The organism is Liquorilactobacillus satsumensis DSM 16230 = JCM 12392, assembly GCF_001435195.1.
Classification (GTDB): domain Bacteria; phylum Bacillota; class Bacilli; order Lactobacillales; family Lactobacillaceae; genus Liquorilactobacillus; species Liquorilactobacillus satsumensis.
In genome coordinates, this window is record NZ_AZFQ01000039.1 from 47,272 (window position 1) to 62,126 (window position 14,855).

Here is a 14,855-nt window from a genome sequence, read left to right on the forward strand (position 1 = left end):
GCTGATTTTTGGTGATAAATTAAGGTTGTTCAAAGCTGTCCAAGTTTATTTTGTAATTTGTTGTTAGTGCTCAAGGCTACCGGTGGTTGTCAGCACTTCTAAAATAAAGCACCCGCAGCATTATCAAGGTCTGGTTTAGCGACAGACACAATTAATTTTTCATTAACAAAAGCATTTAAGCCCAGACTGCTCATTTCACGACCATAACCTGAACGTTTGATACCGCCGAATGGGAGCTCTGGGAGAGTGTATAGCACTGTATTAACAAAGACCATCCCAGTCTCAATCTGGCTAGCAACTTTTTCACCGCGTTTTACGTCACCTGAGAAGACAATTCCGCCTAAACCGTAATGCGAATCGCTAGCAAGTTCAATTGCTTCTGCCTCACTTGAAACTCGGTAGACTTGTGCAACTGGTCCAAACATTTCTTCATAGTAGGCTGGGTTGTCACGCGTGATGTCTGTCAGAATAGTTGGTTCAAAGAATTGTCCTGGCAGATCAATTGGTTGATTACCCTGATAAAGAGTTGCACCAGCCTTAATTGCAGCATCAACTTGCGCTTGAATCTTCTTCTTTGCGGACGCAGTCGAAAGAGGAGCTAAGGTTGTTTTTTCATCAAGCGGATCACCGGGTTTGAGTTGCTTAAAGTCTTCACCAAGGCGTTTTAAGAATTCGTCGTAAAGATTATCTGCAACAATAAAGCGCTTGGATGAAGTGCAGACTTGTCCTGCATTATACGTACGCGCACGTTTTGCAACTTCTAAGACCTGTTCAAGATCTGCATCATCTAAAATTACAAAAGCATCATTGCCGCCTAGCTCCATTGAAGACTTTTTAAGATACTTTCCAGCAGCTTCTGCAACTACACTACCACCCTGTTCTGAGCCTGTTAGAGCTACTCCTTGAACTCGTGCATCGGCAATGACATCAGTGACCTGATCATGGCTTAGGAATAAGTTGGTCAGGCTTCCTGCAGGTGCGCCAGCTTCATTAACTACTTTTTCGAATGCTACAGCTGAACTTGGGGTATTAGAAGAATGCTTCAAAATCATGGGATTGCCGACCATATAATTAGGAGCAAAAACACGCATGATTTGATAGTAAGGAAAATTCCACGGCTCAACCATCAATAAAACACCGGTCGCATCTTTTTCAATACGTGCAGCACCAGCTTGTGATGATAGTGGTGTGGGTTTGAGCATTTCAGCACCGTGATCTGCAAAATAGTCTGCGATAATTGCACACAATTCAACTTCGCCGCGTGCCTCATTGATTAATTTGCCCATATCGACAACTAACACTTTAGCAAGCTCCTCAGCATTTTTGCGCAGTAAGGCTGCAATTTCATGCAACTTTGCAGCACGTCCTGCTGCTGGTTCTTGGCGCCATTTGTGATAGAGCGCATCGCCCTTTTCTAGTGCTGCCTCAATCTCCGCAGAAGTTGCTGTGGGATATTCTTTAACTAGTTCATTTGTATATGGATTAATAGTTTTATAAGCCATTATTAAAACCCTCCCTTGAATATTTATTCCAGCCTCAGTATATGACCAACTAATTTTTAAAAGCAAATTATTAGTCTGAGTTCAGCAAAGGCATAGAATATAAGTAGCGGGATAGTACATTCCGTTTACAAACAGATAGTAATATAATTAATGGATGAGGTCAATATTATTTTTGGATGATTTTTATTTTTAATTGGGAGGTACCAATTTTGAAAAAGGAATGGTTGCAAGCACTACCTTTAAAAGAGATTCTGGATGTTCAGCCTGTCGGAGGTGGAGATGTTAACCAAGCTTTTCGCCTAAGGACTGCAACAGGAAACTTTTTTTTACTCGTCCAACCACAGACGACCGCTTCTTTTTATGCTGCTGAGATCGCGGGGTTAGAAGACTTTAAAAAAGCTGGTATTTTGGCACCGCGAGTCATTGCGCATGGAGAAATTCAGGGGGATGCCTATCTAATCTTGAATTATCTGGAACAAGGAAGTGGGTCACAAGCCGAATTAGGTCAGTTGGTTGCAAAATTGCATATGCAGCACAGTCCAAATGGCAAGTTCGGGTATGCTTTACCATACTCCGGTTCCAGTATTACTTTAGACAATACATGGACAGATTCTTGGGTCGAGTTATTTGTAGAAAAAAGATTGGATGTTTTGGCAACAGCTGTTGCTGATAAGGGTTTATGGGATCAGCGAGCAATCGCCCGTTATAAACAAGTTAGGCCGCAGATCGTACAGTTATTGCAGAATCATCCAAGCCAGCCGGTTTTACTGCATGGTGACTTATGGAGCGGCAACTATCTTTTTCTTGCTGACGGGCGCCCAGCCTTGATTGATCCGGCAGCTTTTTATGGCGATCGTGAATTTGATCTAGGAGTCACGACGGTTTTTGGTGGATTTAGTGAACAATTTTATCGGGCTTATGCAAAATTGCTTCCATTTGCTCAAGGTTACGAAAAACGCTTAGACTTATACCGCTTATATTATTTGCTAATTCACCTTAATAAGTTTGGCAGCACTTATGCAGCAAGTGTGCAGCGGGTAGTACAACAAATAGCAAATTATTGATTGGTAGTTGAAAAGGACTGATTGATTGTTTTGAGTGTGGAAAACATTTATAATGACACCTTGTCATATGAATGTGAGCGTCCCCCTAAAGTTAGACTAAAAATCAAACTTAGGGGGTCATTTTATGATCGTACTTAGGGCTATGATTAGCGCGCTTGCCTTAGATGCTCGACAGAACACGCACCTGCAGCAATTGACGATTAAAAGCTTTAAAAAAGGAGGTTCCAAGATGCCCAAAGCAACCTTTTATCGGTTAGAGCTTACCAAGAAACGGCAACTTTTCAGGGCGCTTAAAAAAGAATTTGAGTATAAGAGTTTTGCAGATGCTTCAATCAATGAAATTATCAAAACTGCCGGAATTGCACGCGGAAGTTTTTATCAATACTTTGAAGACAAGTTGGATTGTTATCTTTATTTTGTAGAAAAGCTCCAAAAAAAACGTAATCAGCTATTCGTTAAGCTTCTCATACAGGAGCGGGGAGATCTTTTTGCAGGTGCGCGCTTGTTTTTTGAACAAAGTTTAGTTGATGTGCTTACAGGGCCTAACGCTCAGTATTATTAAATAATGATAGAAGCGCATGATTATCGTCTTTACCAGCAACAGCAACGAGAAAAGTGTGCCCAACAGCGTGCACTGGCAAAAGCACTGTACGCAGTTACCACGATGAAAAATTTAAAACTTGCTGGTTACGAAGAATTTAATGCGCTGTTAGAGTTGATTTGCAGTATTTTTTTCAGAACAATGCGTCATTATTTTCGTGCACAGCAAGCAAATAAAACAATTACGCTGGCACAATTAAAGCAGCAATGTTTTTTGCAGCTGGATTGGCTTGAAAATGGAGTTAGTAGCAACATGTATTTTTTGGAAAAAAGGAGTGACTAGATGTTTAGATTGGCTAGAAACAGATTATCAACGGCCGCGGTGTTGGGGGCGGCAATTTTTATGATTATCCAAGTCTTTTGTGATTTGCAGTTGCCCACAATAACCTCTGACATGATTAATCGGGGAGTAGCTATTGGAAATACGGCATATATCTGGCGCAGCGGGAGTCTGATGCTTTTGTTAGCATTTATCGGTGTTCTGGCAGCGGCTGGGAATGTTTTTTTTGCTTCTACGCAGGCGCAACAATTAGGAGCTAAGCTGCGTGCCGAACTTTTCCGCAAGGTTTTGTATTTTGGCAATTTTGAGATGGATCATTTGGGATCTTCTTCATTGATTACACGGACTACAAATGATGTGTTACAGATTCAAAATGTAACGGTTATGATTTTACGAATGATGATTCAAGCCCCTATCATGCTTGTGGGAGCGGGAATTATGGCATTTATTAGTGAAAGAAAGTTAACAGTGGTATTTCTAGTTTCTATTCCGGTATTAATGATTGCAATTGTTAGTATTATGTACTTTGCGGTGCCACTTTTTAAGAGTTTGCAAAAAAGAATTGACGGCATTAATTTAGTTTTTCGTGAAGGTTTGACAGGAGTCAGGGTAATTCGCGCCTTTCGGCAGGATCATTTTGAGCAAGAGCGGTTTAAAAACGTAAATCGTGCGTACACTCAGACAGCCGTCAAAGCATTTAGTCTGGTATCGTTAATGTTTCCAGTAATGATTTTGATCCTTAATATGACCAATATCGGAATTATCTGGATTGGGGGCAAACTGATAGCTACTAGTAGGATGGAAGTTGGTAATTTGGTGTCCTTTATGACGTATGCGGCAATGATCTTATTTAGTTTTATGATGTTATCAATGATTTTTGTCTTTATTCCCCGAGCTCAAGCCGCCGCAGTTAGGATTAATGAGGTCTTGGACACAGATTTTTCGATTACTGAGATTGCTGACCCGGAAAAATTACCGGTACAAAAGTCGCATACCCTCGAGTTTAAAAAGGTTGCTTTTAGATATGATCATGCTGAAAATCAAGCGCTACAAGACGTTAATTTTCATTTGAGATCGGGACAGACCCTTGCAATTTTGGGTGGAACAGGCTCAGGAAAGTCGACACTTGTTAATCTATTACCACGACTTTATGACCTAGAAACCGGACAGATTCTGCTTGACGGAAAAGAAATTGCCAAGTGCAGTCAGCGTGATTTGCGCAATGCGATTTCATTTGTACAACAAAAAGCAGTTCTTTTTAAAGGAACTGTTCGCAGTAACCTACAAGTTGGCAAAGTAACTGCGACTGATCAAGAAATGTGGCATGCACTTGAGATAGCCCAAGCTAAGGATTTTGTGAAGGAAACACAAAAAGGACTCGACGCGGTAGTTGAACAAAATGGGGCTAATTTTTCGGGTGGACAAAAGCAACGTTTGGCAATTGCGCGTGCATTAATTAAACCGGCTGCGGTCTACGTATTTGATGACTCTTTTTCTGCACTGGATTTTAAAACTGATGCTCAGTTACGGCAAGCCATGAAGACGGATCCCCAAACGCAAAAGAGCATTGTGATAATTGTTGCGCAAAGAATAGCAACTGTGACGCAAGCTGACCAAATTCTAGTCTTAGACGCAGGACGCGTAGTTGGATTAGGAACTCATCAGCAACTAAAGGCTGGAAACCAAACCTATCAGGAAATTATGCGTTCTCAGCTACGAGAGGAGGAACTCTAATGCCGCAACATGGACCAGCACGAAATATTGGTAAAACAGTTGATAAGCCAAAAAATTTTTGGCAGACTGCCTGGCGTTTGTGCAAATATATGGCTCCTTGGAAATGGTTCCTAGCACTTGTCTTTATCTTCGCCATCGGTTCAGTTATTTTTCAGATTATCTCCCCCAAGGTATTAGGTGAAGCAACTACTGAGATTTTTAATGGGGTAGTAAAGTATCAACGATTGCAGCCAGCGAAGCGGACGGGGGCACTACCGATTGATTTTGACAAAATTAAAGTAATTTTGCTGACCGTTGGAGGAATGTACCTAGTTTCAGCCTTGCTCGGCTTTTTCCAACAGCTAATTATGGCAAACATTTCGCAAAAGATTGTTTTTAAATTACGTGCAGATTTAAAAGATAAGATGCAACGCTTGCCAATTAATTATTACGATACGCATTCTAATGGTGATATTATGTCACGAGCTGTTAACGATATGGATAACATTGCAGGAACCTTGCAACAAAGCCTTACACAAATGGTAACCAGCATTGTGACATTTGTTGGAGTCTTGATTATGATGTTTACGATCAGTTGGCAACTAACTTTAATTGCCTGTATAACTGTCCCGTTAGGGATTTTAGTTGTAGCTTTGATTGCACCCCGTTCTCAGAAATATTTTGCTAAGCAACAGCAGAGTTTGGGCTTGTTAAATGATCAAGTAGAAGAAAATTTTGCAGGACATACGGTGGTCAAGACTTTTAATAAAGAAGAAGAGAGTTTGGAAAAGTTCAATGAGCAAAATGAACTTTACTATAAATCTTCGTGGAAAGCGCAGTTTATTTCAGGTTTGATTATGCCTGTGATGAACTTCGTTAAGAATTTGGGCTATGTTTTTGTTGCGGTTGTTGGTGGGATCAAAGTTGCCCATGGAAACCTATCGCTAGGGGATGTGCAGGCTTTTTTACAATATGTTAATCAGTTTACACAACCAATTACTCAGATTGCCAATATTGCAAACACGATTCAAGCTACAGTAGCTTCTGCCGAACGTATTTTTCAAGTACTGGATGAAGAAGAGATGCAAAAAACGCATGTTGCAATTCCAGATAAAGCTGAAACTGAATATAAGATAGAGTTCGAAGATGCTGCTTTTGGTTATGACAGTAAACAGCCAGTGCTTAAAAACCTAAATCTCGCAGTTACAACGGGTGAAAAGATTGCAATTGTTGGACCAACTGGTGCTGGAAAAACAACATTGGTCAATTTGCTGGAACGCTTTTATGATATTCAAGGCGGAACACTGCGGTTAGCGGGGCGCGATACACGCAATCTTTCAAGAGAAGCGGTGCGGTCGCACTTTGCGATGGTTCTCCAAGATACATGGCTTTTTACAGGAACAATTTACGATAATATCAAGTATGGGCGTGAAACAGCACGTGAAAAAGAAGTGCTGCAAGCGGCAAAAGCAGCACATGCAGATTCCTTTATTCGGCAACTTCCTCAAGGGTATCAGACGATTCTAAATGAAGAAGCTTCCAATATTTCTCAGGGTCAACGGCAATTATTGACAATTGCGCGTGCCTTTTTAGCTGATCCAGAGATTCTAATTTTGGATGAAGCAACTAGCTCAGTTGACACGCGGACTGAAATCCTGATTCAAAAAGCGATGGCCAAATTATTAAAAGGAAGAACCAGTTTCATTGTCGCCCATCGCTTATCAACAATTCGTGATGCTGATAAAATTATTGTGATGAATCACGGGGCAATTATCGAAGCGGGAAATCACGCAGCATTGCTGGCCAAAAAAGGATTTTACGCAGATCTTTATAATAGTCAATTTACAACATCAGCGTAAAAGAGTCGATAATTAGGAAGTCGGCGCAGCAATTCCAATTCAAGCCTTGATTTATAAAATACGTTTATCCGGAATAAAAATAGGGGAGAGTGTGACATAAGTCGGGAAAATTTGAGTGCTAACTCGAAATTACGAACATAGCGAGTACTTTGCTATGAGTAATTGGAAAGTCAGACGGAAGATTTTGACTTATGGAACACGTTTATCCGGAATAAAAGAGGGGCTGTGACAAAAGTTAACTTTTGTCACAGCCCCTCCTTTTGGGATGCTGCGATGGCAACTGTAAAAATAAAAAAATTAGAGGGGAGGGACCTAATCTAGTGGTCCCTTATCTAAATACGCACTAAGCATCCAAATGATCTTATCTGCATCACTTTTATATCCGTTTAAAATGTCTTGAGTTGGAAAATCGCCTTCAGCATCTGTAATTTCAATCCCCCGCTGATACTGGTCACGGAGATATTGGAACTGTTTGACCAAACGACTAACTAATTCTGGAAGTGTAAATTCATCGAAAGTAATTTTCTCATCAGGGAGACCAGTATTTTCAACGAATTCTTTAATTGTAGCAAAGGGTGAACCACCCAGAGCAATAATTCGTTCACCAAGAGTATCAGTTTGTTCTGCAAGTTGATCTGAATAATCGTCCATTAGAGGATGCAAACTAAAGAAATTATGACCACGCATATACCAATGAATTTGTTGTACATTATTTTTTAACTGTGCAAGATCGGCTAAAAGCTGATTGAGTTGAGACAATGTTTTTGGATATGAATAATCTGGTGTTGTAGCTGTTTTTCCTGTTCTTGTCATTGATGAGACCTGCCTTTCTATATTGTGGTTCAACCTCATTGTACTTTGCACCTTTTTCACAATCAAATAATAGGCTCGGTTGCAGAGCGATTATTGCGGGTATTTTTGGCTGCGCCTAAGCCTGCCTTACGCGTAACCAAACCCAGGTTACTTTGTAATTCAGGACTTAGTCTACGGCGGTTGAACGGTGGTTGTCGGCACTTCTATCTAAATAAAAAAAGCATCTCCCACCTCGGTGTCTTACCTAAGGTGTAAAGATACTTTACGTTTAAGCTATTCTTTTATTTTATGACAGACGTTCAATAAAATCGGTGAATGTTTCCATTGCACCTGCAAGGAACTTGAGAGTACCTTCATTTTTGATCTTCAAATTATCATCTAATAATGCAGTCACATTGCCAATATAAAGCTCAGGCTGTTGAATCGTTGGCATATTAAGGAAAACCAATGATTGGCGCAAATGATGGTTAGCACCGAATCCGCTGATTGCACCAGGGGAGACACTTAAAATAATTGCTGGTTTCTGATCCCAAACGCTTGCGCCATAAGGACGTGAACCAACATCAAGTGCGTTTTTAAGTACACCAGGAACAGAACGGTTGTATTCTGGAGTTGCGAAAACAACAGCATCAACGGTTTTCATAGCAGCCCGGAAATCTTGCCAGCTTTGTGGGGCTCTCCCCTCATCATCCAGATCCTGATTATAGAGGTCTAAGTTACCGATCTCAATATTTTTTACGGTGTAACCTGCTGGCAAAGTTGCTACCATTTGTTCTGCGACTGCACGGGTGAAAGAACCCTTACGTAGACTACCGACGATTAAACCAATTGTTTTTGACATGTACATCGCTCCTTATTTTTTGTAAGTAAATAATTTATAAGATAACTATAACACTTGTTACAAAAAAAGCAACATAAGATACTCTGACCTCATTTTTATTTTAGGCACTTAGCATGATAAATTCCAATATTATGACGAACGAAGCCAAAAAAACTCCGCAGTCTTGGGGGGAACTGCGGAGAAAAGGGAGTAGAAAAGATAAATTTTAGTAGCCTGATGGACATCCTATCATAAAGATATGGTCTCTTGGGGGAGTGGATGTCTTAATCAAGACTATGCTTATACATTAAGGGATAAATTTGAAAAAAGTGTGAAAAATATACAATGAATAATTGCCAATTTGGTTAAAGATCATTTGGATTTTAACGAATGGACCTGAAGATTGACAATTCTAAAAGAGACTATTATGATAAAATAAAGCTTACAAAAAGTAAGAATATTTTTTGTAGTTAAAGGAGGAAGCAGATGACAACGCAAAAAAAACTAATTTTTGGACTTGATTCTTTTGGAGATATTCCTACAACTGCTGAAGGTCAGCTCTTTACACAGGCCGCAGCAATTCGCCAGGTTGTCGCAGAAGGGGTCCTAGCTGATCAACTGGGCCTTGATGTCATTGCACTGGGTGAGCATCATCGTCCAGAATACGCAATCTCGAGTCCCGAGACAGTTCTAGCAGGGATTGCGACGCAGACAAAAAACATTATTCTAGCCTCGGGAGTAACCGTGCTAAGTTCTGATGATCCAGTCCGTGTTTATGAACGCTTTGCAACTTTAGATGCGCTTTCAAATGGAAGAGCTGAGGTTGTACTGGGACGTGGCTCTTTTACGGAGTCTTTTCCTCTTTATGGATATAATTTAGAAGATTATGATTTGCTTTTTGAGGAAAAAGTTGCCTTATTTGCGAAACTCAAAACTGAGAAACCGGTTTCGTGGTCTGGAAAAACGCGTGCGCCCTTAAAAGAAACAGCTATTTACCCGCAAACAGAAAAAGGCAGTTTAGCAACTAGAATTGCAGTTGGCGGCACGCCAGAGTCGGTCGTACGTGCGGCAAAATATGGATTCCCACTTACACTGGCAATTATTGGCGGGACACCGCAGCGTTTTGTTCCTTATATTAAGTTTTACCAAAAAGCAGCTGCTAAGTTTTCTCAACCGGCCTATCCGATTGCTGTTCATTCGCACGGATTAATTGCAGATACAGATGAAGAAGCGTTTGAATTAGGCTGGCGTCATTTACGCAAGAGTTTTGTCCGAATTGGGCGTGATCGCGGTTGGGTTCCTATGTCGCGAGCACAGTTTGAAAATGAAGTTAAAAGTGGTTCATTTTATGTAGGTTCCCCTGAAACTGTTGCACAGAGATTAGCAGAAATGATTAGGACATTAGGAGTCGGAAGAGTTGAGCTGGCTTATGGAGCCGGTGAACTGTCCGCACCAGCGCGCATGCACATGATTGAATTATATGCTAAAGAAGTTATCCCGCGGGTGCGCAAGTTATTAAGCGAAGGATCAGAAAAATGAAAAAGACAATCGGAATTTTAGGAGCTGGTAAACTTGGCACAGTCTTGGGGCAACTAGCCTTAAAGGCAGGATATCAGGTTTTGATTGCAGGTTCTGGCGATCCTGCCAAAATTGCTTTAACGGTCGAAGTATTGCTTCCAGGTGCGGGTGCCTTATCTGCTGCTGCGGTGGCTGCCCAAGCTGAACTAATTGTGCTGGCACTTCCACTTGGAAAATACCAGACGCTTGATCCCAAACAGTTAGCAAATAAATTAGTGGTAGATGCAATGAATTATTGGTGGGAAGTCGATGGCAAAGAGACAAAGCTTAACGATGCACGTACGTCTTCCAGTGAGTTAGTCCAGGCGTATTTGAAGAACAGCACAGTTGTTAAGGCCTTTAACCATATGGGGTATCACGACTTATACGACGAAACACGCCCAAGTGGAGCCAAGGGACGTAAAGCAATTGCATTTGTAGGAAATGACAAGCAGGGGCTAGGAAGGGTTGCAGTTTTGATTGATGCTTTGGGTTTTGATCCTTACTATGCTGGCGAACTGAAACAAGGAATCAGGTTAGAGCCTGGCAGCCCAGTTTTTGGAGCCAATGTCTCACTCGCTGAGTTAAAAAAATTAGTAGCTGCTTTTGTAGAATCTCCGCGTGGGCGCGAGGTGTTACGCGCACGTGGGGGAGAAATTTAAAAAAGTACCTGATTAATTTGCGAATCCCAGCTTTAAGTTGAGTGGTTGGAGTTCGAAGCAATCAAGCATCCAGTACAACATAAAAAAATTAAACTTGGATTCAGTGCAAATACCGCTTAAATTCGGTCTTTTGAGCTGAATCTTTTTTTATATCAAAAATAATGAAACTAGCAGGTCTCAGAAACTTTAGAGAATGGGATAAAAGGCGTTAAGTTTGCAACTTTTGTTCCAACCTAATTTTTAGCGAATTTATTAAGAAAAAAATTTTTGCGCTGGTTAATGCAATGAAGTTTTACTTTTTTCTCATAATAGAATATAATGATTACTAGGTTATAATAATTCTAAACTAGGGAGAGGGAACAACATGCAAGCGAAGAAAAGTTTAGCTGAGCGTGTCAATGTGATGCGTGCTTCGGTCATGGGAGCAAATGACGGTATTCTATCTGTTGCAGGGATTGTAATTGGGGTTGCAGGAGCAACTGCGAACAATTATGCAATTTTTCTGTCAGGAATCGCGGGAATGTTGGCAGGCACAGTATCAATGGCGATGGGGGAATATGTTTCGGTAAATGCACAAAAGGACGCCCAGAAAAAGGCAACAATTCAGCAAAAGACAGCATTAGCACTTAACTATGAGCAAGAATTTGACTATATCAGACAAGGTTATTTAGATAAAGGAATTAGTCCACAGTTGGCTCAGCAAGCTACGCAAGAGATGATGACCAAGGATGCGCTTGGGACAACTGTTAGAGCTCGTTTTGGTTTCGAAATTAATGAGATGACAAACCCTTATGCTGCGGCATTTTCATCAATGATCTCTTTTCCTTTGGGTTCTATTTTACCGCTTGCAGCAATTTCACTTTTTCCGCTGAAGATCCGGGTTTTGGCAACATTTATTGCAGTTGCCATTGCATTGATGATTACCGGGTACAGTGCAGCAGTTTTAGGAAATGCAAATTGGAAAAGAGGAGTGCTGCGTAATTTGATTTCAGGAATTTTAACGATGCTGGTCACGTTTCTAATCGGAACTTGGATTGGGGGATAGAAAAATGAAAGAAATGGCAAGTTTAACTAAAATAAAGAATAAGAAACACGAACATACTACGCTTGAACAGAAGCTCAATACTTTGAGAGCTGGGGTATTAGGCTCAAATGATGGGATTTTAACCGTTGTCGGTGTCCTTTTTAGTGTTGCGGTGGCTACCAGTAATCGGTTTACAATTTTTATTGCAGGGTTGGCGGATTTGTTAGCATGTGCTTTTTCGATGGCTTCCGGTGAATTTGCTTCAGTTAGCACACAAAAAGATACCGAAAAAGCTGCGGTTATGAAAGAACAAAGACTACTTAAGCAAAATTACGCACAAGAAGTTCAGACAGTGGCGGCCTATTATCACGAACAAGGTGTTACACATGAAACAGCAATTGAAATTGCACGTGAATTAATGCAAAAAAAGCCGCTTGAAACACTCACAGATGTTAAGTACAATCTAAAACTTGGACAATATATGAACCCGTGGGATGCGGCAGTTGCTTCCTTGATTTCTGCGATGCTTGGCGGAGTTTTTCCTTTAGCTGCGATGACACTTAGTCCCGCTAATTATATGTGGCAGGCTACAATTTTTGCTGTCTGCCTTTCAGTTTCACTGACTGGTTATTTGAGTGCCAAGCTTGGAAATGGGTTGGTAAAAATTGCGATTTTGCGTAACCTCCTGATTGGGATATTGACCATGATTATTCACTATAGCGTTGGTATTTTACTCTAAGAAAAGTAGTGTACTAATGTGGGAAGGAAATTTACAATTCGGTGAGTTTTCTATGTTAGAGTAACATTTGCCTTTTCTTAGAACAAAAGTCAGCGTTGAATTAAAAGATATCTATGTGAAAGTACGTTGGTTGCTAATTTAGCTTGCATAAATAAAAATGGACTTGTTTTTATGACATCCACGTTCTATAATCATCTTTAATATTTATATTTAATGTCGGTTTACATGAAGTAGTCCCTTATCTGGGTGTCAGGAAGTTAGTGGTTGCTGCGAACTAATCAGGATAAGGTGTGCGAAATACCGTAAGATCAGCGATGATGGTTAATAACTAGAATCCATTATATTCTAGTGAGCGGTGTCTTTTTAAGGCACAAATTGGGTGGTACCACGGCTAGAGTCGCCCCTATTGGATTAATAATACAATAGGGGCGGCTTTTTGTTGTTCACTGGAAAGGAATTGAGAAGATGAATAGAATCAGAACCAGTAATGGAGGAATTGTGCGTTATTAAACAACTACTTTTGCTAAATATACAAATATATTACAAAAGAGGTTGAATGGAATGAAAAAAATAAAATTAAGTTTAAGAGAAGCAATTATTGTTTTGATCGTGATTTTAGCAATTCTGGGATACGGCGTGATTGGCTTAGGATTGTCACCACAAATTCCAGTCTTATTAGCCATTACAGTGACCATTTTCTGGGGCAGATTTAAAGGTTTGCAGTGGGAAGAGGTTAATGCCAGTATTAAAGATGGCATTGATAAGGGAATTATTCCTATTGTAATTTTTATTCTGATTGGTGCAATGATAAGTACTTGGATTGCAGCAGGAACGATTCCAACTTTAATGGTAATTGGGTTTAAAGCAATCAGCGCACAATGGTTCCTTCCAACCGTATTTCTGGTGTGTTCATTAGTTGGAGCGGCAGTTGGCAGCTGCTTTACAGTTGTCTCAACGGTCGGGATTGCTTTTTTTGGTATCGGGGTAACTATGAATTTTGCACCCGCTTTAGTTGCAGGTGCAATTATTGCAGGCGGGATCTTTGGTGATAAGTGTTCACCACTGTCAGAGACCAATAACCTTGCTGCTGCAGTAGTTGATACCGACTTATTTGACCACATGAAGACGATTTTGTGGTCAACACTTCCAGCAGCGGGGCTTTCAACTATTGCTTTTGCTGTTTTAGGAAGTGGTCATAATCAGGCTAATATGGGTAAAATTAATGCAACAGTCGCTGCACTTTCCAGTAATTTTAATATTTCACTCTTAACACTGATTCCAATTGTCTTGGTATTTGTCTGTGCTGCATGTAAAATGGCAGCCATTCCAACGATGCTGATGAATGTTTTTGTGTCTGCCGGAATGATGTTTTTTACGATACCGAACTTGAGTATGCGTAAGGCTAGTACAATTATTACTGGTGGGTTTGTGGCTAAGACTGCTAATACTGAAGTTAATCTGCTTTTGTCGCGCGGGGGAATTGTCAGCATGATGCCAACGGTTGCATTAATTGTTTTAACATTATCGCTGGGGGGACTGTTGGTTAATTTCGGCTTGATTAGTGCCGTAATGACTCCCTTAGCCGAAAAATTAGACAGCCATGGTAAATTGATTGTTGCGGCATTGGCAGCCTGCATCGGAATCAACATTTTTGTTGGTGAACAGTTTCTCTCAATTATTCTTCCAGGTCGTTCATTTAAGCAGACTTTTAATAACGGTGGTTTAAAAAGTTCTGCTTTAGGGCGTGTCTTGGAAGATGGTGGCACTGTCTTGAATTACTTGGTTCCATGGGGTGTTGGCGGTGTATTTATCGCTAACGCACTCGGGGTCGCGACACTTCAGTACTTGCCCTTCGTGTTTTTTAGTTTGTTGTGCCCGGTATTTTCCTTAATAAGTGGGTTTATGGGAATTGGACTGCAGACTACAGATAAGGTAACCGAGAAGAAAACAACAGCTTCACAAACGCTACATTAACTATCAAAAACTATCACATGTAGTAGCTAAAATAATTTAAGCTTGGATTCAGTACAGACCACTGGTTACGTGGTTTTTACACTGAATCATTTTGGACATATTGGAAAAGGTAAATGTCTTGGAATTCTACTAGGTAATAATAAATGATGGATGAAATATAAACTCGAAAAATATTGATAGTACGTAAAAAAGAAGGGGCTGTGACAAAAGTTAAATTTTGTCACAGCCCCTTTTTTATTCCGGATAAA

The 14,855-nt window shown here is 40.5% G+C and carries 13 protein-coding genes; 10 read left to right on the top strand and 3 right to left on the bottom strand.

Annotated elements, in window-relative coordinates:
• Positions 1-98 precede the first annotated feature (98 nt).
• On the bottom strand, positions 99-1,502 hold the full coding sequence (locus tag FD50_RS06590; RefSeq protein WP_056960885.1) for an NAD-dependent succinate-semialdehyde dehydrogenase: 1,404 nt from the start codon (positions 1,500-1,502) through the stop codon (positions 99-101).
• A gap of 206 nt (positions 1,503-1,708) precedes the next feature.
• Between FD50_RS06590 and FD50_RS06595 the strand changes: the two genes are divergently transcribed.
• The 5 genes from FD50_RS06595 (at position 1,709) to FD50_RS06615 (ending at position 7,018) form a co-directional block, all read left to right on the top strand.
• The gene (locus tag FD50_RS06595) at positions 1,709-2,566 is read left to right on the top strand and encodes a fructosamine kinase family protein (protein ID WP_201780647.1); all 858 of its coding nucleotides are present in this window, start codon (positions 1,709-1,711) and stop codon (positions 2,564-2,566) included.
• 124 nt (positions 2,567-2,690) lie between these two features.
• Positions 2,691-3,128, top strand: a complete 438-nt coding sequence (locus FD50_RS06600; RefSeq protein ID WP_054755688.1) for a TetR/AcrR family transcriptional regulator — start codon at positions 2,691-2,693, stop codon at positions 3,126-3,128.
• Positions 3,129-3,131: 3 nt separating this feature from the next.
• Entirely contained in the window at positions 3,132-3,449 is a 318-nt protein-coding gene (locus tag FD50_RS06605; RefSeq protein WP_054755690.1) for a hypothetical protein, read from the top strand.
• Entirely contained in the window at positions 3,450-5,180 is a 1,731-nt protein-coding gene (locus FD50_RS06610; RefSeq protein WP_056960887.1) for an ABC transporter ATP-binding protein, read from the top strand.
• Positions 5,180-7,018: an ABC transporter ATP-binding protein gene (locus tag FD50_RS06615; protein WP_056960888.1), complete on the top strand. Its 1,839-nt coding sequence runs from the start codon at positions 5,180-5,182 to the stop codon at positions 7,016-7,018. Before FD50_RS06610 ends, FD50_RS06615 begins: the two co-directional genes overlap by 1 nt.
• Positions 7,019-7,330: 312 nt before the next feature.
• Here the strand turns inward: FD50_RS06615 and FD50_RS06620 are convergent, their stop codons facing one another.
• Complete coding sequence (locus FD50_RS06620; RefSeq protein WP_056960889.1) at positions 7,331-7,831, bottom strand: Dps family protein; 501 nt, start codon at positions 7,829-7,831, stop codon at positions 7,331-7,333.
• Between the two features lie 286 nt (positions 7,832-8,117).
• Positions 8,118-8,672 (bottom strand): NADPH-dependent FMN reductase, encoded by a 555-nt coding sequence (locus tag FD50_RS06625; RefSeq protein WP_056960890.1) that lies wholly within the window; start codon positions 8,670-8,672, stop codon positions 8,118-8,120.
• Between the two features lie 465 nt (positions 8,673-9,137).
• On the opposite strand from FD50_RS06625, the gene FD50_RS06630 reads away from it, so the two are divergent.
• From FD50_RS06630 to nhaC, 5 genes are all read left to right on the top strand, one after another.
• The gene (locus FD50_RS06630) at positions 9,138-10,190 is read left to right on the top strand and encodes an Atu2307/SP_0267 family LLM class monooxygenase (RefSeq protein ID WP_056960891.1); all 1,053 of its coding nucleotides are present in this window, start codon (positions 9,138-9,140) and stop codon (positions 10,188-10,190) included.
• Positions 10,187-10,870: an NADPH-dependent F420 reductase gene (locus FD50_RS06635; RefSeq protein WP_056960892.1), complete on the top strand. Its 684-nt coding sequence runs from the start codon at positions 10,187-10,189 to the stop codon at positions 10,868-10,870. Before FD50_RS06630 ends, FD50_RS06635 begins: the two co-directional genes overlap by 4 nt.
• A 364-nt stretch (positions 10,871-11,234) precedes the next feature.
• Entirely contained in the window at positions 11,235-11,915 is a 681-nt protein-coding gene (locus FD50_RS06640; RefSeq protein ID WP_056960893.1) for a VIT1/CCC1 transporter family protein, read from the top strand.
• A 13-nt stretch (positions 11,916-11,928) separates the two neighbouring features.
• Positions 11,929-12,633 (top strand): VIT1/CCC1 transporter family protein, encoded by a 705-nt coding sequence (locus FD50_RS06645; RefSeq protein ID WP_056960903.1) that lies wholly within the window; start codon positions 11,929-11,931, stop codon positions 12,631-12,633.
• A gap of 561 nt (positions 12,634-13,194) precedes the next feature.
• On the top strand, positions 13,195-14,607 hold the full coding sequence (gene nhaC, locus FD50_RS06650) for a Na+/H+ antiporter NhaC (RefSeq protein WP_056960894.1): 1,413 nt from the start codon (positions 13,195-13,197) through the stop codon (positions 14,605-14,607).
• The last annotated feature ends 248 nt before the right edge of the window (positions 14,608-14,855 follow it).